The organism is Pedobacter sp. Leaf176 (genome assembly GCF_001424305.1).
Lineage (GTDB): Bacteria > Bacteroidota > Bacteroidia > Sphingobacteriales > Sphingobacteriaceae > Pedobacter.
This window is the reverse complement of record NZ_LMPD01000004.1, coordinates 321367-343659: the sequence shown is the minus strand read 5'-3', so window position 1 is coordinate 343659 and position 22293 is coordinate 321367. Positions and strand designations below refer to the sequence as shown.

The following is a 22293-nucleotide window of genomic DNA, read 5'->3' as shown; positions in this document are numbered from 1 at the left end:
TAATTTTTAAGACTTAGTGTAGGCAGTAAAACCATCTAAAATCAAGTTGCTTACTATCCTCAGGTTTTTCTCATCACTAAAATAAGCCAGGCTTTTTTCGCTATTGATATTTCCAAGTTCGATAACTATAGCAGGCACTTTTGATTCTCTTAATAAAAATAGATTAGCATTTTTTAACGAATCGCGTACAGTCATTCCATTTAATGAATTCAGGCTTTTTAAGATGTTAAAACCGAACTGTTCTGCATATTTAATATTTGGATTCTGCTTCGATACAATTACCTCCACCCCTTCGAAAGGTACTTTCATGTTCGGTTTAGGCATGGAATTGTAATGTATAGAAATGAAGGCGGTCGCGTTTTCACCAGGCAAACGATTCCTTAACGGAATCATCTTATCTCTATCCCTGGTAAGTACTACTTTTATACCCCTTTTATCAGCCTCCTCTTTAAGAATTTGCACAGCACGTAAATTGAGATCTTTTTCGGCAATACCGGATGGACTTTTTGTTGCACCGTCCTGCCCGCCATGCCCTGCATCGACCACTAAAACCAATTCTCTGTTTGTTGCTAAATCTCTAATTTCTGCATTAATCGTTGTATACTTTGGAATTTCATCTAAATCCAACGCGCTATTTATGACATTTGAACTTAATAAAGATTGTTTATTGCTGCTAATTGTGTCAGCTTTTACCAGGTTCGAAACTAAATCGGTCGTATTTTTCAAACCAATCACAACTCGTTTTTCGGTGACTTTCGATTGATTACCAATTTTGCTGTTCACAATTTCGATTTTCCGTATAAGCACTTCTTTCTTATTAACAAAAGCGAAACAGCAAATGGAAATAACCGGTATAACGATTAAATAAGTGATTTTTTGAAAACCAGAATCTGGTTTTTTATATAGCATCGTTATCCTGTTTTTAAGCGGAAGTTTACTAAAACCGTTAACGACTAAACCATTCGATGGCATAGCGAGGTTTAGGAGCAGGGATGCATAACTGCCTTTGTCAACAATTTCAATGGTTGCTTCGTCTGCCAGGAATTCATGATTATTGTCTATTTCGCTTCGCCAGAAGTAAATTACCGGGTTGAACCATAAAATACAGGCAGCCAGATTAACAACTAACTTATCTATAACATGCCTTTGATTAACATGAACCGATTCATGTCTTAAAACAAGTTCTTGCTCTGGTTTGGGAAGTGAAGAATCAATTATTATTTTATTAAAGAAGGAGCAATTTTTGATTTTCGAATCCGCGGAAACCAGGATTACCGAATCAGTTTTGGAAATCATAAATTTCCTCAAACTACGTTTGATGAGGCCCATCATGAACAGGTTTCGAATTGCTAAAGCTCCTGCAATGAAAAGATAGGCAAATGCTGCTAACTTCAACCAGTTTATAGAATAGGGATTCGAGCTTCCATCGATAACTTCATGCTCAACTGACCGATCGTTGCTATACGATATAGCTGAATTTAAAACCGGCTGATTTACAACAACAACCTCCTGTTTGTGCTCTATCGTTAATGCCGGAATAACAAAGCTGATTAATAAAGTTGATAACAGATAAATCCTGTTCAACCTGAAGAAAGTAAGCCTGCTTAATAAGAGTTTATAGGTTGCAAAAAACACAAGCAAGCAAACAGACACCTTTAACAAATAAATTAAAATCATGATTTAGAATTTTCACTGATGAGTTTCTTGATTTCTTCTATATCCTTTTCACTTAATTTTTCTTCTTTCACCATAAATGATAAAAGACTTGCGGGCGAATTATCAAAATAGCCCGAAAACATTTTTGAGAAAGTAGTTTTGGCGTACTCGTCTTTAGAAATTGAAGGAAAATACTCGTAGGTTTTTCCATAAGCTTTATAGTTTACATAGCCTTTTTTTTCGAGTAAGCGCACTATTGAAGAAATGGTATTATAAGGTGGTTTTGGTTCTTCATCCAATTCATCAATTATATCTTTAACGAATGCCTTTTGCAGCTCCCATAAAACCTGCATGATACGCTCTTCTGTTTTGGTTAATTCTTCCATACCCAAACATATAACTTATTTTTCAGTTTTACAACTACAAAATAAGTTATACGACTGATAAATCAGTTTTAAATGGATAAAAGGATGATAATAAGGATTTTATAATTTTAATGAGCGATTATTTGCTTAAACCAGCCAATGCATTAATGGTTAATGCAACAATTACCGTATTGAAAATAAAAGAAATTATACTATGAAGTAAAGCAAGTCTCCGGATCCTTTTTGAGGAAATCTCAACATCAGAAACCTGAAAAGTCATTCCGATTACGAAGGAGAAATAAGCAAAATCTATAAAATCGGGTTCTCCATCACCAGGAAAATCCAGTCCGCCATTTTTATTGCTGTTATCGCCATAAAATAAATGCGCATAGCGCATAGTAAAGGTGGTATGAACCAAAGCCCAGGATAGAAACATACCGGAAATTGCTGTTACCAAATCAAGGGGTTTAATTTCCTTATCCAGCAGCAGAAGAATAACAGCAAGCAAGCCGGCAAAAGTAGATACAACTACTATTGCAAATGTCTCTCCCCTGGTTTCATCCTGCATTTTCGCTTTTAAGTGTGTTTGCGTTGCAGAAGTATGGTAGAACATATACCAATGTAAAAGGATTAATGCTACGCAGAAAAAATCCCAGCCGAACATGATATGAGTTAAAAAGCTGGTGTCAATTAGCAATGAACCTAAGTAAGCAAGAACTCCGGCGAATAAACTTAGAAGCAAAATATATAATGCTGTTAACTTCTGGATTCCCTTTAGTTTAGGTTCGACTTTCATTACTGATTAAATTTCAATTTGAAGTGTTCTTTTGCCTGTCCTTTTTTAAAATAAACCAATCCAATCCAGAATAGGTCTATCGTAACCGTAACATCAGGGTGTTCTTTAATTTCCTTCCAGGCTTCTTTCATCCCCTTGCTCCAGTAAATATCATCAAAAATGAGCAAAGAATTTTCGTTAACTTTAGGTAAGCACCATTTAAAGTAATTCAACGTAGCTTCTTTACGATGGTTACCGTCGATGTAAACAAAATCCAACGTGGGTTGCTTTGCAATAATATCAGGTAAAATTAAATCGAAATTACCCACATGCAATTCAATATTAGTTAAATCTAAATTGTCGAAGTTTCTCCTGGCCACATTGGCGGTTTCGGGGCAGCCCTCTATGGTAATGATTTCGGCTTCGGGATTTGATTTTGAAAGATACGCAGAAGTGATGCCCAGACAAGTACCCAATTCTATTGCCGTTCTCGGCTTTGTACTTTTTGCCAGACGGTAAATAAGCTTTGCTAAACGAGGACTTTTTAGTGCGTTCTTTGCGATTTGGCTTACCTTTTTTGTTCGGTTTTTATTTAAGTGTGAGCCTGCACCAAGGTCTGTAACGTTGATAACTGAATCGTCATTAAAAAGTTTTTTTCGCTGCGCTTCTATATTTTTGTATTCAGATTTATCGCTAAAATCGTAAATTACCTCGTCTGCCAGCTTATAAACGAACGGCGAATGCGTTCCGTGCCTGGTTTTAGCAGTTAAACGGTGTTTAAGGTAATCAGTAATAAATTGGATTATCATAACTATTGCAAAAGTAATTAAACGCCGCAAACGTATGTATGTTTTATGGAAAATAACGCTGAGATAAGTGCTTTAGTTAAATTACTTGACGACCCTGATGAAGAAGTTTATCAGCATGTTGAGCAAAAGCTGCTTGAATATGGTGGCGAGGTTATTCATTTTCTGGAAAATGCCTGGGAACAGTCTTTTGATGGCTTGCTTCAGGAGCGCATTGAAAACATTGTCCATCAAATTCAATTTAACACGGTTAAGGAAGATTTAAACCTATGGTATTTAAGTGGTGCTTTTGATTTGCTTCAGGGTGCTTTAATCATCAATCGCTATCAATATCCTGATTTAGATGAACAAAAGGTAATTAATCAGCTTGAAGAAATCAAGCGGGAAATATGGCTGGGGCTTCAATATGAAATGAGTTCTGTTGAGAAAGTGAAACTAATCAATCATGTTTTATATCAGCAATTCGGTTTTGGTGGAAACACAAAAAACCATCATGATCCACAAAACTCCTATTTAAATCAGGTGCTTGAAAGTAAAAAAGGCAACCAAATTTCCCTGGCGATCATTTATTCAACACTCGCTCAAAAACTGGATATGCCAATTTATGGCATTAATCTTCCGCAACATTTCATATTGGGCTTTATCGATGAAAGTAAGCAGGAAGGTTCGGAGTACGGCGTTTTGTTTTATATAAATGCTTTTAACCGTGGTAATATTTTCGGCAAACATGATGTAGATCAATTTTTACGTCAGCTAAATTTAGAAGCGCTACCTGAATATTACAGGCCCTGCAGCAATACCGATATCATTCGCAGGGTAATCAGAAACCTAGTTTCTGCCTACGAAAATGCCGGTGCTGCGGATAAAGTGGCCGAGCTAAATGAACTACAAAAAATTATTTCTGAACAAGATACATCAAACTAAACATGCCTAAAATGCTATTCCTATTAAAAAACCTCCACACAACTACCTGTATAATTATTTTCGCTGTTTTTTGCGGATTAAATTCAAAAGCGCAGCAAAAATATAAGCCGAATGTGATTGCATACTACACTGGTGGCGGGGGTACTTTAATTGATAGCTTTCCAATTGAGAAGATAAGTCATTTAATTTACAGCTTCGGACATTTGAAAGGCGACAGCATGAACATCCATTCAGCGAAAGATTCGGCACTGATTTCAAAAATGGTCGATCTAAAAAAGCGAAATCCAGAATTGAAAGTGATGATGGCGATGGGTGGCTGGAGCGCTTGTGCAAATTGCTCAGAAGTATTCAGCCGGGCAGATGGCAGGAAAACCTTTGCTAAAACAACAAAAGAATTACTCGATTTTTTTAAGGCAGATGGAGTTGATATCGATTGGGAATACCCGGCAGTTGCCGGATTTCCGGGGCACAGATACGCGGAAGATGACAAACAAAACTTTACCTTATTGATTAAAGAGTTGCGTAAACAATTGGGTAAAAAAGCGGAAATAAGTTTTGCTGCAGGTGGCACAAAAAACTGTATCGATTCTTGTTTCGAATGGAAAAAAGTTATGCCTCTGGTTGACAGAGTTAATTTAATGAGCTACGATTTGGTAGGAGGCTATGCCACAACGAGCGGCCACCATACGCCGCTTTACTCCACCAAAGGATCGCCTCTGTCTGGCGATTACGGCGTTACTGAATTAATTAAATTGGGCGTTCCGGCAAACAAAATTGCTTTAGGTGCTGCGTTTTATGCCAGAATCTTTGAAAACTCAACGGAAGCTAATCAGGGTTTATATCAACCGACAAAATTCATTAATGGCGTATCGTTCAAAAATTTCAACACACAGTTTACAGAAGAAAAGGGTTACAAGTATTATTGGGATGAAATTGCACAAGCCCCGTATTACTACAACTCCATGGCCAAAAGGATTGCAACGCTTGATGACCCAAAATCAATCTCACTGAAAACGAAATACGTCATAAACAAAAAACTCAACGGAATTATGTTTTGGGAATTAACCGATGATACCTATGTCAATGGATTGCTCAGCGTAATTGATAATACGGTTCAAGAACAATAATCTTTTAAAACTGCTCTTTTTTTAACCAGGCCGAAAGTAAATTAAACCAATCAACATCAGAAGTTTTGTTTACCAAGCCAAAACCATGTCCGCCTTTTTCGTAAAGATAAATATCTGAATCAACTCCATTTTTTTTCAATGCTTCATTTAAAAGAATGCTGTTATATACAGGAACGGTTTTATCATCCTTCGCGTGCACCAAAAAAGCAGGCGACGTTTTCTTCGTTACATTATTATTCGCTGAGAAATATAGTTTCAAGCTTTCCGCAGGGTTTAGGCCTAGTAAGTTTTTCATTGTACCCGTATGCACAGATTCCTCAAAACTAATTACAGGATAAATTAAGGCCGCAAAATCTGGCTTTAAACTTATTTTTTCTTGATTTGAAATTTTCAAATCGTTATAATGCACGAGTAAAGTTGATGCCAGATGGCCTCCTGCAGAAAATCCCATCGTTCCAATTTTATCAGATTTGATGTTGTATTTCCTGGCCCCTTTTCTAACCAAATAAATTGCCTGTTCAATATCCTGCAAAAGAGCAAAAGTTTTATCGACCATGATTTCGTCGCTTGGCAACCTATACTTTAAAACAAAGGCCGTTATGCCGATTTCGTTAAAACGTTTTGCAACATCAGTGCCTTCATGACTAAATGCCAGCGCGGCGTAACCTCCGCCAGGACAAACTATTACCGCGGTACCCGTAGCAATATCTTTTGGCGCCTTAAAAACTGTTAAAGTCGGTATTGAGACCTTGGTTATACTCAAGGTGCCGTTAGCGCGTACTTCAGTATTTTCCACATAACCAATAGGTGTTGGTTTTGATCCAGGCACGTTTCCAGCATAAAGCGGAATAACTTCCTGGGCATTTGAAAAAAAAGACACCATTAAAAATACGATAAAGAATAGATATGATTTTGCCATACTGTTAAGCTAAAATTCCATTAAATATGCTTTCAAGAATTCATCGATATCACCATCCAGCACTGCCTGTGGATTTGAGGTCTGGTAATTTGTTCTGTGGTCTTTAACCCTCCTGTCATCCAAAACATAGCTTCTTATCTGCGAACCCCATTCGATTTTCTTTTTCGAACCTTCAATTGCAGCAATTTCTTCATTTCGTTTGCGCTGCTCAATTTCATAAAGTTGCGATTTTAAGAGTCGCAATGCATTTTCCTTATTCTGAAGCTGCGATCTTGATTCCTGGTTCTTTATAATAATTCCCGAAGGCTTGTGGTATAAACGTACAGCGGTTTCAACTTTATTTACATTCTGTCCACCTGCACCACCTGCACGAAATGTTTCGAATTCGACATCAGCTGGATTGATGTAAATCTCTATTGTTTCATCAACTAAAGGATAAACGTAAACTGAAGCAAAAGATGTATGGCGGCGAGCATTAGAATCAAATGGAGAAATGCGCACCAAACGATGAACACCATTCTCTCCCTTTAAATAGCCGTAAGAAAAATCACCATCAAACTGGAGCGTAACCGACTTAATTCCGGCAATATCTCCTTCCTGACTGTCCTGTTCAGTTATTTTATAACCATTTTTTTCACCCCACATCATATACATACGCATGAGCATATAGGCCCAATCGCAACTTTCAGTTCCCCCAGCACCGGCCGTAATCTGCATTACTGCAGACAACTGATCTTCTTTGTTACGAAGCATGTTTTTCAGTTCTAAATCTGCAACGGCTTGTTTGCTAATCTCGAATTGTTCTTGCAGCTCTTCTTCAGAAGCATCTCCGGATTGAAAGAAATCGAACATTACCGCAGCATCTTCTACTGCACCATTTGTTCTCTCAAATCCATCTGTCCATTTTTTCTTCGAACTTATTTCAGCAAGAATTTTTTCCGCTTTTTTAGGGTCGTCCCAGAAATCGGGCGCCATTGTTAGTTTTTCTTCTTCGCGAATGGCGTAAAGTAGTTCATCGACGTCAAAGATGCCTCCTCAGAGACGTTATTCTGTCTCTTAAATCCTGTATTTGTTCCTTAGTCATATTGGCAAATATATAAAATCGAAATGAGCATAGCGCATGGCGTTACACGTTAAAATTTATAATTGTAATCACCATTAAGAAGTAAAGGATTTAAGAAAAAGCAAAAAATTGATGAACAAAATCTTAAACTTCTTAAATCCTTATGTAAATCATAATCACCATTAAGAAGTTAGGCAATTAAGAAATCAATTTTCAAATGTTCAGACACACCCTTAACTTTCTTAAATCCTTAAGGGTGGAAATGCAATCCTTAATGGATGAACCTTCAAAGATTACATCTTATTCATTATTTTTTCATGCTCATATAATCCAGGGTTAATCTTAAACTTCTTAAATCCGTATGTAAATCATAATCACCATTAAGAAGTTAAGGCAATTAAGAAATCAATTTTCAAATGTTTAGACACACCCTTAACTTTTCTTAAATCCTTGATGGTGGAAATGCAATCCTTAATGGATGAACCTTAAAAAGATTACATCTTATTCATTATTTTTTCATGCCCATATAATCCAGGGTTAAATTAGATAACAATTTCACGCCCAAAACGAAGCCACTTTCGTCCAAATAAAAATCAGGTGTGTGGTGCGACGGTGCTTTCAAAGGATCCTTACCTTTTGGCATGCCTCCTAAAAACACAAATAAACCAGGTACCTTTTCCTGAAAGAAGGAGAAATCTTCCGCGCCAGTTACAGGAGGCTTTAATTTAACGTGTGCTGCACCAGCTGTCGCTTGCATGCTGGGTAACATTTTTTCGGTTAAGGCAAGGTTATTAAAGGTTACCGGATAATGGTTACTATATGGAATCTTAACTTCAGCTTTTCCACCTCCGGCTTCGGCTGTTTTAGTTGCAATTGTTTTAATTCTTTCAATAAACATAGCCTCATCTTCCTTGCTAAAATTCCGCACCGTTCCAAGCATCTCCACTTTTTCAGGAATAATATTCGATCGAACGCCTCCATTAATTGCACCAATGGTTACCACACCAGGATTTTCAGTAACATTTAAATTTCTGCTTACAATTGTTTGAAGGTTATTTATTATCTGGGCAGAGATTACGATTGGATCGATGCTGCTCCATGGATATGCACCGTGCGCCTGCCTACCGGTAACCGTGATTTTCATGTCATTTACTGCAGCCATCGTTCCTCCGGGTTTGTACGTAACATCGCCAACTTCGGTTTGTGAGTTTATATGCAGACCGAAAATGACATCGACTTTAGGGTTTTCTAAAACCCCTTCTTTTATCATTAATGCAGCACCACCCTCTTCGCCTGCTGAAACGCCTTCTTCTGCGGGTTGAAAAATAAATTTTACCGTTCCGGCGATGTCTTTTTGCATAGATGCCAACACTTCTGCGACACCCATTAAAATAGCGACATGGCTATCATGGCCACAGGCATGCATCACACCAACTTCCTGGCCATTATATTGAGTTTTAACTTTTGATGCAAAAGGAATGTTAACCCTTTCCGTAACAGGCAAACCATCCATGTCTGCTCTTAAAGCCACAACTGGTCCGGGTTTACCCCCCTTTAGAATTCCAACCACCCCGGTTTTCGCAACGCCAGTTGTCACTTTTATCCCTAACGCTTCTAAATGTCTGGCAATGATCCCGGCTGTTCTGGTTTCATTGTTACCCAATTCAGGGTGTTCATGGAGATCGCGCCGCCAACTAATGACTTTTTGTTCAATGGCTTCTGCTTTTTTAGAAACTGCAGCATTAAGTGGTGTTTTTTGTCCATAAACACCCGACGAAACTGCAAGTAAAATGAAGATGTAGATTTTTTTCATAAAAAAATGAATTTTATGACATGTGATAAGAGGTCCTGTCAAATATACACTGATAATTTGTTTTAAAATACAATTTCACCGCGAATTATATTAGGTAAATTATAGGAACGGTTTTATGTTATACAGGCTCAAATAATATTGTATAGTCGTCGGCAATTTTGACTGCGTAAAAGATTAAGTATACATTCATTAATTTTGAACATTAAAAAGACAGTTTTAAATATTTGCTTTATTACTTTTACAAAAAAGGAAAAAATTATGTTACCAAAGATAAATTTTACGGAAACCGCAGCTTACAAATATCTGACTGATCATTTTATAGATATAAATCAGAAAAGCATTAAAGATCTATTCGCGGAAGATGCTGATCGCTTTAAGAAATTTTCAGTGTTTTTTGAGGATATCTTATTGGACTACAGCAAAAACAGAATCAATGATGAGACTCTGGCTCTACTGATGCAGCTTGCGAGGGAATGCAAACTGGACGAGGCGATAAAATCAATGTATGCCGGCGATAAAATCAATGAAACTGAAGAGCGCTCGGTACTTCACATCGCGCTTCGCAATTTAAGTAATACCCCGATGTTAGCTGATGGCAAGGATGTGATGCCGGAAGTAAATGCCGTTTTGAACAAGATGGAGAAATTCACTAATAGTATTATTAGCGGTGAATGGAAAGGTTATACCGGAAGAGCCATAACAGATGTAGTGAATATTGGTATTGGCGGTTCGGATTTGGGACCGGTAATGGTTACAGAGGCATTAAAGCACTACAAAAATCATTTAAACATTCATTTTGTCTCAAATATAGATGGCACACATATCGCTGAAACGATAGCTGGTTTAGATGCTGAAACCACTTTATTTTTGGTTGCATCAAAAACATTTACAACCCAGGAGACTATGACGAATGCACATTCTGCACGTTCCTGGTTTTTAGAAAAAGGCGGGAAGGAAGATGATATCGCCAAACATTTTGCGGCACTATCCACAAATGCAAAAGATGTATCGGCTTTTGGAATTGACACGGAAAATATGTTCGAATTCTGGGATTGGGTAGGCGGCCGTTATTCTTTATGGAGTGCAATCGGGTTGTCAATTGCCTTAAGCATTGGCTTTGACAATTTTAAACAATTATTAGCCGGCGCGCATGCAACAGATAACCACTTTAAAACGGCTGAATTTGAAAATAATCTACCTGTAATCTTAGGACTATTGGGTGTTTGGTACATTAATTTTTATAACGCCGAAACACAGGTTATCTTACCTTATGACCAATATATGCATCGCTTTGCCGCTTATTTCCAGCAGGGAGATATGGAGAGTAATGGAAAGCATGTCGATAGAAATGGCAATGAAGTGGATTACGAAACTGGGCCGATTATTTGGGGTGAACCGGGTACAAACGGGCAACATGCATTTTATCAATTGATACACCAGGGGACAAGGATTATCCCTGCTGATTTTATTGCACCTGCACAAAGTCTTAATCCATTAGGCGAACACCACCCGATTTTATTGTCAAATTTTTTCGCGCAAACTGAAGCTTTAATGAATGGAAAAACAGAAGAAGAGGTTTCAGCAGAGTTAGAGAAAGATGGCAAATTGAAAGAGGAAATCGCTAAACTTGCGCCTTTTAAAGTATTTGAAGGTAACAGACCAACCAACTCAATTTTGTTAAAGAAAGTAACGCCGTATACCCTTGGCAGCCTGGTTGCGATATATGAACATAAGATTTTTGTTCAGGGTGTTATCTGGAATATTTTCAGTTTCGACCAGTGGGGTGTTGAACTAGGTAAACAGCTAGCTAAGAAAATTCTTCCCGAACTGGAAGGAGATGAAACGGTTGCTAGCCATGACAGTTCCACCAACGGATTGATAAATCAATATAAAAGCTGGAGATAAAAGTCTGATTAAATAAAAAAGCGAGCTAAATACTCGCTTTTTTTATGATTATTATATACATTAGCTAAATCTCCTATTTGTTTAGTTAAAAAACAACCAACGATTATTAATATTATTTAAAAACGCCGAAATCAACCTCAATGATTTCAAAAAACAAACCAATTATCTAATGAAAAAAAATTTTCTTTTTGCTCTTGCCATTTCCGGTTTGTGCTTTAGTGCTTCAGCTCAAAAAGTCCAATTTACCGAATTTGATCTAGACAATGGATTGCATGTAATATTACATCAAGACAAAACGGCACCAGTTGTAGCTGTATCGGTAATGTACCATGTTGGCTCTAAAGATGAAGACACTACGCGTACAGGCTTCGCACATTTCTTTGAGCATTTGTTGTTCGAGGGTTCGAAAAACATTAAACGAGGTGAATTTATGAAATTGGTGAGCAGCAATGGTGGGCAGAACAATGCAAATACCTCTCAAGACCGTACTTTTTACTATGAAGTTTTCCCATCAAACCAATTAGAACTTGGTTTGTGGTTAGAAAGTGAGCGGATGCTTCACCCCATCATTAACGAAGTTGGTGTGAAAACGCAAAACGAAGTTGTAAAAGAAGAAAAACGCTTACGTGTCGACAACTCTCCATATGGAAAATTTACTGAAAAAATCTTCACGCACTTGTTTAACGCCCATCCATACAGATGGCAACCAATTGGCTCAATGGCTCACCTTGATGCAGCAAAGCTTGATGAATTTATTGCCTTCTTTAAAAAATACTATGTTCCGAATAATGCAGTATTAACTATTGCAGGAGATCTAGATGTAGAAAAAACTAAAGGCTTAGTAAAACAATACTTCAGCGAAGTGCCAAAAGGTGGACCTATTGTAAAAAAAGAAGTTGTATTACCTGAAATTAAAAAACAAATTATTGATACAGCTTATGATGCAAATATTCAGATTCCGGCAATTTTTGCGGCATACCGCGTGCCTGGGATGAAAAGTAGGGAAAATAAGGTTCTGGGGATGATTAGTTCGATTCTATCGGGTGGCGGAAGTTCTAGATTAAGCACTAAAATGGTTGATGAGAAAAAAACAGCCTTACAGGTGGCCGCATTTAATTATACCCTCGAAGATTATGGTGCCTACATCACACTGGCTTTACCAAATAAAAACACGCCCCTTAACGACCTGTTAAAAGACATAGATGAAGAAGTGTTGCGTTTACAAACGGATTTAATTAGCGAAAGCGATTACAAAAAACTCCAAAATCAGTTTGAAAACAGTTATGTAAGCGCAAACAGCAGAATGCTTGGCGTAGCAGAAAATCTAGCGAATGGTTATACTTTCCATAATAAAGATACCGACGACATTAATAAGGAACTTGATGTAATTAAATCGATCACTAGAGAAGAAATTAGAAATGTTGCAAAAAAATACCTTAATAAAGAGCAACGTATTGTTTTGTATTATTTACCAAAAAAATAACTAAAGCTAAGTTTCATATTACATTATTTAAGACATGAAAAAATTATTCATAATAGCTGTAGTTTCCTTATTGGCGCAAGGTATTTCAGCACAAACAATTAACCGCAGCCAAAAACCAAAACCAGGACCGGCACCTGTTATCACCATTGGCGATCCGGTTATTTATAAATTAGCAAATGGAATTACCGTTTTGGTTGTAGAAAACCATAAGCTACCCAAAGTTACAGCCAGCTACAGCATTGATGCAGGCCCGATTACAGAAGGCGCAAAAGCTGGTGTAGTGAGTTTGATGGGTAGTATGCTAAATGAGGGTACAACCTCAAAAACTAAAGCACAATTTGATGAGGCTGTAGACCAGTTAGGCGCAAATGTTTCTGCAGGGGCATCTGGTGGTTCGGTTTCGGCTTTAACGCGCTATTTCGACCAGGCTTTTATGCTTATGGCAGGAAGTCTGCGTAAACCGTCATTTCCCGCAGCATCCTTTGAAAAAATCAAATCGCAAACATTAACAGGCTTAAAATCGAACGAAAAAAGTGCTAAAGCAATTTCGACAAGAGTTGTAAATGCGCTTGCTTATGGCAAAAGCCACCCAAGTGGCGAATTCTCAACGGAGGCATCAATAAATGGAATTACTTTAGAGGATGTTAAAGCCGTTTATACAAAATACATTACGCCATCAAGAGGTTATTTAACATTTGTCGGCGATATTAAACCAGAGGCAGCTAAAGCACTTGCAGAAAAAGCATTTGGCGACTGGAAAGGAACTCCATTAACATTGCCAACAGTAGCTAAAGTTAGCAACCCAGCTAAAACTGAAGTCAACGTAGTAAACGTTAGTAATGCAGTTCAATCTGAGATAACAGTTGCAAACCTAATTGATTTACCTTTAAGCAGCCCTGATTATTTTGCTGTTTTACTTGCAAATCAAATTTTAGGTGGCGGTTCAGAATCGAGATTGTTCATGAACTTACGTGAGAAACATGGTTTTACATACGGTGCTTATTCTGGAACAGGCTCTGGTCGGTTCCAATCTAAATTTTCAGCAAACGCAGCTGTTAGAAATGAAAAAGTGGACAGTGCAGTCGTAGAATTTTTAAGAGAAATAAACAACATTCGTACAACTAAAGTCAGTACTGAAGAACTTCAAAATGCTAAAAACCTATATAATGGTTCTTTTGCATTAGGTTTAGAAAACCCCGCCCGTACAGCTGGCTTTGCAAGCAGCATTTTAATAAATGGTTTGCCGAAGGATTTCTATCGTACTTACTTACAAAAAATAAATGCAGTTACTACCGATGATATTTTACGTGTTTCGAAAAAATATTTTAACCATGATAATACCCGTATAATTATTGTAGGCAAAACTGATGCCTTTGTACCAGGTTTAACGAAAGCCGGCTTTACAGTTAAAACTTTTGACAATTATGCTTCGCCCGTTACAGCTACAGCTAAAACAACAGCTGCTCCGGCAAAATCGGCGCAAGAAGTTATTGGTAACTATGTTAAAGCAATTGGTGGTGAAGCAGCTTTGAAAAACGTAACTTCATTACAGCAAACTGGTGAAATGGATATGCAGGGCAACAAGCTTGCTGTAGCATTTAAAAAAATGAATCCTGCCATGAGCAGCATGGAAATTTCAATGATGGGCCAAACTGCAATGAAGCAAACATTTAATGGCACTACGGGTTACCAAATGCAAATGGGTAAAAAAGTGGATCTTACAGCTGAGGAAATTGCAGAAGCTAAGGCTGACAAAGGAATTTTCAATCAACTTTATTATGGAACTGATGGCAGTAAGTTAGAAGCAGCTGGAACTGCGAAAGTTGGTTCGGAAGACGCTTATAAAGTAATTGTAACATCTGCTAATGGTAAAAAGAAAACGGAGTATTACGATGTAAATTCGGGCTTGCTCTTAAGAGAGGAAAACGCAACTACAAAAAATGGTATCGCAATCAATCAAACAACTGACTATACTGATTATAAAAAAGTTGGTGATGTTCTACTTCCTCATTCAATGATTCAAATTGTTCAAACACCGCAAGCCACCCAGGAATTTAACATTTCAATAAAAGAAATTAAAATAAACCCGCCTTTAAAAGCCGAAGATTTTAACTAGAAATCAAAAATCATATTGAAACCGCCACATATAATTATGCGGCGGTTTTTTTTATATACAAGATTTGATAATTCCTTACCTCACCCGCCATCGTCTTTGCTGGCACACTATGCCAGCGTCCTGACTTACCAGAGGTCATAACACAATGGGAACTTTAAAATAAATGGCTGGGACGACTTCATCAGGATTGAGACTTCCGCTGGTGTTAATCTGTGTTCCCGGATAAATATATTAATCTGCATTTATATTTTTTATGGCAGGCAACTAATCCGTTAATACCTCCGTAATGGGTTAAGAATTTCTGCTTGGGCAGATCGATTATTATGACATAGGCTATTTAACGTACAATTAAAACATTTACAATGGCGCAAAGATATAAATCATCAATTTCCTTGCTGCTTTTCTGATGTCGTTATACTTGGTCTAATCAAGCTGGCAAAAAATATAAAATACCTGAAGACCTTAATAGATCAACATTATTCAGTTCCATTTAAAACAATTACTTTATGAAGAAACTAAACTCATTTCTTTTATCAGCATCGCTAATTGCACTACTTTTTGCCTGCTCTAAGAAACAGGCGGCAGAAATAAAACCCGATGGACCGACAACAGTTACGACCGCAAACGTAACCTATTCTAATTTTGCTGGTGCGCTATTCCAAAACAAATGTGCCAGTTGCCATGGACAAAACGGTGCTATCAGAACAGTGTGGCTATTTAATGGATTGGCTTCCATAAAAAATGATGTAAGGGTTGCCAACAGCGTACTTGTCACTAAAACAATGCCTAAGGGGAGTACACTAACTGCCAACGAGCTTGCATTACTGCAAGCATGGTTTGATAGAAATACACCAGAATAAAATAAACTAAACCATATCAGATAATTTCCTTAATCACAAACAGATGCAAAAGTTACTTTTCACATTAACAGCTTTATTGTTGTATACAGGTTTAAAAGCCCAGGTATGGGTAAGTAAAAGTGTAACCTCATCATTTTATTCTTCAACTCCAGTAGAAGATATTGATGCACAGAGTAAATCTGGTGCTTCGGCAATCGATACAAAAACGAATAATATGATTTTCAAAATCAGCAACACCTCTTTTCAATTCAAGAAAAAGTTGATGCAGGAACACTTTAACGAGAATTATATGGAAAGTGACAGATATCCAACTTCAGATTTTAAAGGAAAAATTATAGAACAAATTGATTTTTCGAAATCTGGCAGCTACCCAATCACGGTGAAAGGTAATCTCCAGATTCATGGCGTATCCAAAGAATATACAACGAAAGGATTGCTGACTATCGCTAACGGCGAGGCAAAAGCATCCTCAACATTTAATGTGAAACTTGCTGATCATAATATCAAAATCCCAACTATCGTTTTCAAGCAAATTGCTGAAACGATTTTAGTTAAAATCACTGCTATTTACCAACCTAAAAAATAAACTTTATGAAATATCATCTAAGATCTCTTTTATACCTGCTTACATTTTTCTTCCCCGCTGTAGTTTTTGCTCAGGATTCGCTAGAAAATGCGTTGGATATGCCTGTTGAAAAAAAAAATGTAAAAGCCACATTTAAAGCCCCGAAGCTGATTAACATACAAACCAATGAAACCATTTACAAAAATGAAATGGATTTCAGGGTCGATCACCGGTTTGGAGACATTGCCGGAAACGCTGGTGGAATTAAAAATTTTTTTGGATTGGATCAATCAACCGATATCCGCATTGGATTTGATTACGGGATAAGCGATAGATTTTCGGCAGGAATAGCAAGAGCAAAAGGAGCAGGAATAGTGACCCAGTTATATGAAGGGAACTTAAAATACCGCCTTTTAGAACAAACCACCGATGAAAAAATGCCTTTAGCGGTAACCTTATTTGGAAGTACAACGATAGCGGCTGTAAAAACCTCTACAGACCCGACTGCTGCTAATGCATATAGCGAATTTCAGGATCGTCTGGTTTATGTGGTTCAGGCTGTTCTCGCCAGAAAATTCAACACTAACTTTTCGATGTTGTTGATGCCATCTTATATACACCGAAATTTTACTGCTTTTGGTGATGAAAATGATCTGTTTGCAGTTTCAGTCGGCGGTCGCATTAAGATGACCAAACGCATGGCTTTTGTGGCAGATTATACCGTTCCTTTTAGAAATGCCACCAAGAAAGCAGCCTTAGAGAACACCTCCGGAAATCAATTGTATAATACGCTTGGCGCCGGACTGGAATTCGATACAGGGGGACATATTTTCCATCTCAACTTCACTAATGCAACAGCCATACAAGAGTCGCAATTTATCACAGACACGAACACATCCTGGTTAAAAGGTCAATACCGCTGGGGTTTTAGCATCGCCCGGAGATTTTCCTTTGATAAGAAAAAAGAAAACCAAACTAAATAACAATATTAAAATTATGGAGCGTAACGATTTTATAAAGTCTTTGGGACTAGGAATTGCATTAGTTTGCACAGGTTCATGTTTGTCGAGCTGCGGAAGTAAAGGCAGCGATCCACAACCTGATAATCCGGGCGGGGGCGGCCCTTCAACCGGTACAACTGCCAGTATTAATTTAAACAACCAGCTTTTGACAGTTGGTGCCTCGCTCACTATAAATGGAATTTTATTCATTCGTACCGCGACTGGTAATAACGCCACATCATTCGCAGCAACTCAAGCTGTTTGCCCCCATCAGGGAGGTGCATTAAATTGGATTCAGGCAAATAATTATATTCAGTGTACGTTACATGCGTCAAAATATACCCCTGCAGGGGCTATTTTGGCACAACCAAACGATGGAGGGACAACATCAGCGCTAAAAGTTTACACGCCTACGGTTACTGGCAACACACTTTCTGTAACCGTTTAAATATTTTGTTTTTTAAGGTAAAGCGGCATCTATAATGGTGCTGCTTTTTTACTATTCGTTTATTGGTTATCTCAATGTAGAATTTTTGAAAAATCGATATGGTTTATGGAATTGATTAAACTTCAACATCTTTAAATTGTTATACATTCAAAAACACTCACAATGAAACATCTAAAACTTTTGAGCATTTTATTTTTCGCATTAGTTGCTCAGGCATTTTCACAAACTGATAAACAAACCACAGCAAAAATAATTGCTGATAAAAGTTACATTTTTACAGCAAATACTGCGATGCCAATGGCCAACCAGGATGTCAGCCAGGTTTTAAGAAATTTGCCGGGCTCACAAGGTGGAGGCGTAATCAATCTTTCCGGAGCTGCTTACGATTTTACAGTAACACCTGACAGTATAGTTGCTTATCTACCCTATTATGGCAGGGCCTTTTTTGCGCCTTACAATCCAACAGAAGGAGGAATTAAGTTCAAATCAAAAGATTTCAGCTATACCCAAAGCAAGAACAAAAAAGGATCGTATTCGGTAAATATTAAAACTAAAGATCTAAAATCTGAGAATTACCAGATGGTTTTAACCGTCTCTGAAAAAGGTTATGCAACCCTAATGGTCAACAGCAATAATAGGCAGCCAATAAATTTCAGTGGCATTTTAAGCGAACCTAAGAAGAAATAACCAGGATTTCCGGATTTTAGGATAAAACAGCATTCTGGATTTTCTAACTTGAAAGCCGCCCACAGATTGGCAGATTATTCTGCTGAAAAAATTTAAATCTGTTAATCTGTGGCTTAAGTATTTTTATCTTATTGGCTTCGAAAGTAAGGCAGGATTCTGGTTTTTTCTAATTTGTGGCTACCTTATTTTTTGGTTATTTTGATTTCAAAAATATAGGGCCATTTTTTACCCGTAACAAATAGACGCTTACCGTCCTTGTCATAAGCAATTCCGTTTAATACATTATTACTTTTATCCCAGTCGGTTTTAAAATTATCTGATGAATATAGACCTGTTAAATCTATCTTACCTTCTATTGCACCATTTTCGGGATTAATAATTATAATGTCGTTTGTTAAATAAACATTAGCGTATATTTTCCCATCGATGTATTCCATTTCATTGATATTATCCCGGGCACCTTTATCATCAAAAACATCAATAGAACCTATTTTTTGATAGGTGTTCTTATCTAAGAAATAGATGGTGTTCGTACCGTCTGATGCATAAATTCTCTGGCCGTCGAAGGTCAAGCCCCAGCCATCCCGGGCATAAGGCAATTCGGCCAGTTGTTTAAAAGAATCTTTATCATAAACGAATGCTTTTTTGTCCTGCCAGGTGAGTTGAAGAATTTTATTTCCAACCAGGATTATACCTTCGCCAAATAAAGCCGTATCTAATTTTGCTCTTTGTAAAACCTTCCCTGTTTGAACATCAACTTTACGTAAATCAGATTTGCCTTTTTCGCCCGTTCCTTCATAAAAAAAGCCATCAGTGTATTCTAAACCTTCCACATAAGCTGAAGTATCATGCGGTAGTTTTGTTACAACTTTGTAGGTATACAAATCAGGAGATTTGGAAGCCAAAACAATGATATTTGAAGTTATTTCATTTGATTTTTCACCTGAATAAATTTTCGCGGTGATTAAATGGTTTCCAAGTTTAACTCCATCGGTTTTAAACTTGACGCCAAGTGTATCTTTAGCCAAGACAACCTTTGCTGAATCCAATAAATAGACAACAGAATCAATTTTTATACCTTTTGCAAAGTCAATTTTCACCTCGATTTCTTTGCCCAAAGCAATAGCTGAACCCATAGCAGGTGTAATGAAAGTACTGTAACCTGCAGCAGGATCATCTTTGCATGAACTGGCAAAATTGATAATTACAGCAATCAGAAATAAAATTTTGCAAGGGTTAATCTTCAGGCCAGAAAGCATCTTCAATGTGGTTTAAATTATAAGTATTATCTTTTTTAAATGTTATAGCAATAATATCGAAACGGATATCATTTTTATGATTCATGATTTCAATATATTGAAGCGAAGCGAATTCCATTTGTTTCTGCTTTGCCTTTTGCACAAAATCTTCCGGCAGGCCAAAAGCAACTGAACTTCTGGTTTTTACTTCTACAAAAATCATTACGCCGTCTTTGTAAGCGATCAAATCGATTTCGGCTTTACCATATACCCAGTTTTCATCAAGAATTTCATAGCCGCTTAATTCAAGATAAACTTTGGCAATTCCTTCACCTTTGGTACCTAAGTCATTGTGAGTTGCCATTATGAAATGATTGAATTCTGAATTATCGAATTAATGAATAACAGTTTATTTTTTTACCTCAACAATTCTAAAATCTGATAATCCTGTAAATCCTAATCCTATTTAACGATAACTGAACCTAAAAATTTTGATATTTCTCTTTCTACTCCTTTTATCACACTGTAACGCTGCATCAAAATCATCTGGTTATCGCCATCTTTTTCGTCTTTTATTTCTTTAAGCAAATTAGCCAAAATCTTATCAACTTTACGTTTTTTCAGATGAAATATACCACCCAGAATCGTTGCTTTTAGATTCATTGTTTCATCTTTAACGTAAATCTGGTGTTTATTTAACCAGTTTTCACTTAGAGTGTATTCGGAAGTAGATAACGTAATGGCTAAGTCTGCAATTCCCCTGTCTTCATGTTTTATGAAGTGGTTTGCAGTTGGCAGCCTTCCATTGTCAATTTCCGACTTATAATAATCAATTATCTTTCTACAAACCGGGTTTTCGAATTCAACATCTGCTAAGTTTTGTACCACGAAAGATCCGATTACCATGTCATCTATACTATCCCAGTTTACGAATTCGTGCCCGTACGCCAGTAATAAACGAACAATTTCATACTCCTGATGCTCGTCATTTTCAGCTGTTTGGGATTGCCCTGAGGAACCCGGATTATCATCCCACAAATCATCCGGCGGACCAAGTGGTTCTGGCGCAGCCGAAGCATATGGATTATGGTTTGTATTATTTGTCCGCTGATTACTTTCAAAAGATTTCTTAGCCTTTGCGGAACGCATTTTATTCAGCTCAGAGAGTAAAATCTGCTCTTCAATTTCCAGCAAGCTACTGCTTTCTCGAATGAAAACCGACGCCTTAATCGGATCGGGAATTTTTGCGATACTTTCTACAATATCGCGGATAATTCCAGCTCGTTTTATGGGGTCATCGCCAGCATCTTTTAATAAAACGTTGGCTTTGTAAAGAATGAAATCTTTGCGGTTGTTTTCAAGATACGTTTTGAAGGCGCCCGCTCCGACGTGATGCATATACGAATCAGGATCATGCCCATCGGGAAAGGATACGATTTTAACGTTAAGGCCTTCCTCTAGAATCATGTCCAAACCACGCAACGACGCTTTTATCCCCGCCGCATCGCCATCGAAAAGAATCGTTACATTTTGGGTAAAACGCCCGATAAGTTTAATTTGCTCTACGGTTAGTGAAGTTCCTGATGAAGCAACAACATTTTCTATTCCTGCCTGATGAACGGAAAGCACATCCGCATAACCTTCGGCCAGGTAACAATTATCTAAATCCCTGATCGCCTTTTTTGCATGGAATAAACCATAAAGCACATTCGATTTATGGTAAATTTCACTTTCAGGCGAGTTTACATATTTGGGAACATTTTTATCAGTCTTTAGAGTTCTTCCACCAAAACCAATTATTCTACCGGTGAAATTATGAATCGGAAACATGACCCTGCCACGAAAGCGGTCGTAAATTTTGCCGTTATCGTTTTTAATGGATAAACCAGTCTGCTCCAAAAATTCTAACTTATGACCAGCATTTACGGCACTTTGAGTCATGGCATCCCAAACATCAGGAGAATATCCAACTTCGAATTTCTTTAAAATATCTTCTCTGAAACCACGTTCTTTGAAATAGCTAAGTCCGATTCCTCTACCCTCATCGGTTTCCCAAAGTTGCTTTACAAAGAATGAAGCGGCAAACTGAGAAACGATGTATAAACTTTCCTTTGCATTCTGCGCTTCAGTATCCTGGGGCGTCAGCTCCGTTTCTTCGACCTCAATATTGTATTTATTGGCTAAAAACTTTAATGCTTCAGGATAATTGTACTTTTCATGGTCCATTATAAAGCGAACTGAATCGCCGCCTTTTCCGCAACCGAAGCATTTATAAATGCCTTTAGTTACCGATACGTGAAATGAAGGAGTTTTCTCCCCGTGAAAAGGACAATTTCCAATTAGACTTGTTCCGCGTTTTTTTAAATGCACAAAATCCCCTACTACCTCCTCAATCCGGGCGGTATCCATTATCTTATCTATCGTTTCGCGGTTTATCAAAATAGTATTAAGTAGTTAGTATCAAGTATCACGACTGGGCTTTTAACACCATTCTAGTAATTATCTCAAACCCCTAAACGGGCTTTTCTGTCTATCGTTTATA

At 37.5% G+C, this 22293-nt stretch carries 20 protein-coding genes; 10 read left to right on the top strand and 10 right to left on the bottom strand.

Features of this window, described 5'->3' with window-relative positions; all coding sequences use genetic code 11:
• Positions 1-6 precede the first annotated feature (6 nt).
• The 4 genes from ASF92_RS13990 to ASF92_RS13975 all read right to left on the bottom strand — a co-directional run bounded on the left by ASF92_RS13990 (position 7) and on the right by ASF92_RS13975 (position 3605).
• Positions 7-1677, bottom strand: a complete 1671-nt coding sequence (locus ASF92_RS13990) for a M56/M15 family metallopeptidase (protein WP_056094170.1) — start codon at positions 1675-1677, stop codon at positions 7-9.
• On the bottom strand, positions 1674-2042 hold the full coding sequence (locus ASF92_RS13985; protein WP_056094168.1) for a BlaI/MecI/CopY family transcriptional regulator: 369 nt from the start codon (positions 2040-2042) through the stop codon (positions 1674-1676). The genes ASF92_RS13990 and ASF92_RS13985 overlap by 4 nt, the downstream gene beginning before the upstream one ends.
• A 118-nt stretch (positions 2043-2160) precedes the next feature.
• Positions 2161-2817, bottom strand: a complete 657-nt coding sequence (locus ASF92_RS13980; RefSeq protein WP_056094164.1) for a DUF1345 domain-containing protein — start codon at positions 2815-2817, stop codon at positions 2161-2163.
• Positions 2817-3605, bottom strand: coding sequence for an O-methyltransferase (locus ASF92_RS13975; protein ID WP_056094161.1), 789 nt, complete (start codon positions 3603-3605; stop codon positions 2817-2819). The genes ASF92_RS13980 and ASF92_RS13975 overlap by 1 nt, the downstream gene beginning before the upstream one ends.
• A 45-nt stretch (positions 3606-3650) precedes the next feature.
• On the opposite strand from ASF92_RS13975, the gene ASF92_RS13970 reads away from it, so the two are divergent.
• Complete coding sequence (locus ASF92_RS13970; protein ID WP_056094158.1) at positions 3651-4526, top strand: transglutaminase-like domain-containing protein; 876 nt, start codon at positions 3651-3653, stop codon at positions 4524-4526.
• An 11-nt stretch (positions 4527-4537) separates the two neighbouring features.
• Positions 4538-5653, top strand: coding sequence for a glycoside hydrolase family 18 protein (locus ASF92_RS13965; protein WP_056094503.1), 1116 nt, complete (start codon positions 4538-4540; stop codon positions 5651-5653).
• A 4-nt stretch (positions 5654-5657) separates the two neighbouring features.
• On the opposite strand, the gene ASF92_RS13960 is transcribed toward ASF92_RS13965, so the two are convergent.
• The 3 genes from ASF92_RS13960 to ASF92_RS13950 all read right to left on the bottom strand — a co-directional run bounded on the left by ASF92_RS13960 (position 5658) and on the right by ASF92_RS13950 (position 9448).
• Positions 5658-6572 carry an alpha/beta hydrolase gene (locus ASF92_RS13960; RefSeq protein ID WP_056094154.1) on the bottom strand — a complete coding sequence of 305 codons (915 nt, stop codon included), beginning with the start codon at positions 6570-6572 and terminating at the stop codon, positions 5658-5660.
• Between the two features lie 9 nt (positions 6573-6581).
• Positions 6582-7656 (bottom strand): peptide chain release factor 2 gene (prfB, locus tag ASF92_RS13955; RefSeq protein WP_157263886.1). Its coding sequence is split into 2 segments (ribosomal slippage): positions 6582-7595 and positions 7597-7656, totalling 1074 coding nucleotides; the frame shifts between segments, so codons are not numbered across the junction.
• A gap of 487 nt (positions 7657-8143) precedes the next feature.
• Positions 8144-9448 (bottom strand): amidohydrolase, encoded by a 1305-nt coding sequence (locus tag ASF92_RS13950; RefSeq protein WP_056094152.1) that lies wholly within the window; start codon positions 9446-9448, stop codon positions 8144-8146.
• 258 nt (positions 9449-9706) lie between these two features.
• Between ASF92_RS13950 and pgi the strand changes: the two genes are divergently transcribed.
• The 8 genes from pgi to ASF92_RS13910 all read left to right on the top strand — a co-directional run bounded on the left by pgi (position 9707) and on the right by ASF92_RS13910 (position 18513).
• Positions 9707-11353, top strand: coding sequence for a glucose-6-phosphate isomerase (gene pgi / locus ASF92_RS13945; RefSeq protein ID WP_056094498.1), 1647 nt, complete (start codon positions 9707-9709; stop codon positions 11351-11353).
• Between the two features lie 169 nt (positions 11354-11522).
• Complete coding sequence (locus tag ASF92_RS13940; protein WP_056094149.1) at positions 11523-12836, top strand: pitrilysin family protein; 1314 nt, start codon at positions 11523-11525, stop codon at positions 12834-12836.
• Between the two features lie 34 nt (positions 12837-12870).
• The gene (locus ASF92_RS13935) at positions 12871-14952 is read left to right on the top strand and encodes a pitrilysin family protein (protein WP_056094146.1); all 2082 of its coding nucleotides are present in this window, start codon (positions 12871-12873) and stop codon (positions 14950-14952) included.
• A gap of 506 nt (positions 14953-15458) precedes the next feature.
• The gene (locus ASF92_RS13930; RefSeq protein WP_056094143.1) at positions 15459-15812 is read left to right on the top strand and encodes a hypothetical protein; all 354 of its coding nucleotides are present in this window, start codon (positions 15459-15461) and stop codon (positions 15810-15812) included.
• 43 nt (positions 15813-15855) lie between these two features.
• A complete protein-coding gene (locus ASF92_RS13925) occupies positions 15856-16398 on the top strand; it encodes a YceI family protein (protein WP_056094140.1) in 543 nt (180 codons plus the stop codon).
• Positions 16399-16403: 5 nt separating this feature from the next.
• A complete protein-coding gene (locus ASF92_RS13920; protein ID WP_056094137.1) occupies positions 16404-17360 on the top strand; it encodes a DUF5777 family beta-barrel protein in 957 nt (318 codons plus the stop codon).
• 13 nt (positions 17361-17373) lie between these two features.
• Positions 17374-17826 carry a ubiquinol-cytochrome c reductase iron-sulfur subunit gene (locus ASF92_RS13915; RefSeq protein ID WP_082489574.1) on the top strand — a complete coding sequence of 151 codons (453 nt, stop codon included), beginning with the start codon at positions 17374-17376 and terminating at the stop codon, positions 17824-17826.
• A gap of 162 nt (positions 17827-17988) precedes the next feature.
• On the top strand, positions 17989-18513 hold the full coding sequence (locus ASF92_RS13910) for a DUF4251 domain-containing protein (RefSeq protein WP_056094132.1): 525 nt from the start codon (positions 17989-17991) through the stop codon (positions 18511-18513).
• A 182-nt stretch (positions 18514-18695) separates the two neighbouring features.
• On the opposite strand, the gene ASF92_RS13905 is transcribed toward ASF92_RS13910, so the two are convergent.
• The 3 genes from ASF92_RS13905 to dnaG all read right to left on the bottom strand — a co-directional run bounded on the left by ASF92_RS13905 (position 18696) and on the right by dnaG (position 22190).
• On the bottom strand, positions 18696-19772 hold the full coding sequence (locus ASF92_RS13905) for a glutaminyl-peptide cyclotransferase (protein WP_056094130.1): 1077 nt from the start codon (positions 19770-19772) through the stop codon (positions 18696-18698).
• Positions 19750-20115, bottom strand: coding sequence for a YraN family protein (locus ASF92_RS13900; RefSeq protein WP_056094127.1), 366 nt, complete (start codon positions 20113-20115; stop codon positions 19750-19752). Before ASF92_RS13900 ends, ASF92_RS13905 begins: the two co-directional genes overlap by 23 nt.
• Positions 20116-20213: 98 nt before the next feature.
• A complete protein-coding gene (dnaG, locus tag ASF92_RS13895) occupies positions 20214-22190 on the bottom strand; it encodes a DNA primase (protein ID WP_056094124.1) in 1977 nt (658 codons plus the stop codon).
• Positions 22191-22293 lie beyond the last annotated feature (103 nt).

Excerpts from the sequence above, each read along its gene's own strand:
- ASF92_RS13990 (WP_056094170.1), bottom strand. The coding sequence starts at position 1,677 with ATGATTTTAATTTATTTGTTAAAGGTGTCTGTTTGCTTGCTTGTGTTT.
- ASF92_RS13985 (WP_056094168.1), bottom strand. The coding sequence starts at position 2,042 with ATGGAAGAATTAACCAAAACAGAAGAGCGTATCATGCAGGTTTTATGG.
- ASF92_RS13980 (WP_056094164.1), bottom strand. The coding sequence starts at position 2,817 with ATGAAAGTCGAACCTAAACTAAAGGGAATCCAGAAGTTAACAGCATTA.
- ASF92_RS13975 (WP_056094161.1), bottom strand. The coding sequence starts at position 3,605 with ATGATAATCCAATTTATTACTGATTACCTTAAACACCGTTTAACTGCT.
- ASF92_RS13970 (WP_056094158.1), top strand. The coding sequence starts at position 3,651 with ATGGAAAATAACGCTGAGATAAGTGCTTTAGTTAAATTACTTGACGAC.
- ASF92_RS13965 (WP_056094503.1), top strand. The coding sequence starts at position 4,538 with ATGCTATTCCTATTAAAAAACCTCCACACAACTACCTGTATAATTATT.
- ASF92_RS13960 (WP_056094154.1), bottom strand. The coding sequence starts at position 6,572 with ATGGCAAAATCATATCTATTCTTTATCGTATTTTTAATGGTGTCTTTT.
- ASF92_RS13950 (WP_056094152.1), bottom strand. The coding sequence starts at position 9,448 with ATGAAAAAAATCTACATCTTCATTTTACTTGCAGTTTCGTCGGGTGTT.
- pgi (WP_056094498.1), top strand. The coding sequence starts at position 9,707 with ATGTTACCAAAGATAAATTTTACGGAAACCGCAGCTTACAAATATCTG.
- ASF92_RS13940 (WP_056094149.1), top strand. The coding sequence starts at position 11,523 with ATGAAAAAAAATTTTCTTTTTGCTCTTGCCATTTCCGGTTTGTGCTTT.
- ASF92_RS13935 (WP_056094146.1), top strand. The coding sequence starts at position 12,871 with ATGAAAAAATTATTCATAATAGCTGTAGTTTCCTTATTGGCGCAAGGT.
- ASF92_RS13930 (WP_056094143.1), top strand. The coding sequence starts at position 15,459 with ATGAAGAAACTAAACTCATTTCTTTTATCAGCATCGCTAATTGCACTA.
- ASF92_RS13925 (WP_056094140.1), top strand. The coding sequence starts at position 15,856 with ATGCAAAAGTTACTTTTCACATTAACAGCTTTATTGTTGTATACAGGT.
- ASF92_RS13920 (WP_056094137.1), top strand. The coding sequence starts at position 16,404 with ATGAAATATCATCTAAGATCTCTTTTATACCTGCTTACATTTTTCTTC.
- ASF92_RS13915 (WP_082489574.1), top strand. The coding sequence starts at position 17,374 with ATGGAGCGTAACGATTTTATAAAGTCTTTGGGACTAGGAATTGCATTA.
- ASF92_RS13910 (WP_056094132.1), top strand. The coding sequence starts at position 17,989 with ATGAAACATCTAAAACTTTTGAGCATTTTATTTTTCGCATTAGTTGCT.
- ASF92_RS13905 (WP_056094130.1), bottom strand. The coding sequence starts at position 19,772 with ATGCTTTCTGGCCTGAAGATTAACCCTTGCAAAATTTTATTTCTGATT.
- ASF92_RS13900 (WP_056094127.1), bottom strand. The coding sequence starts at position 20,115 with ATGGCAACTCACAATGACTTAGGTACCAAAGGTGAAGGAATTGCCAAA.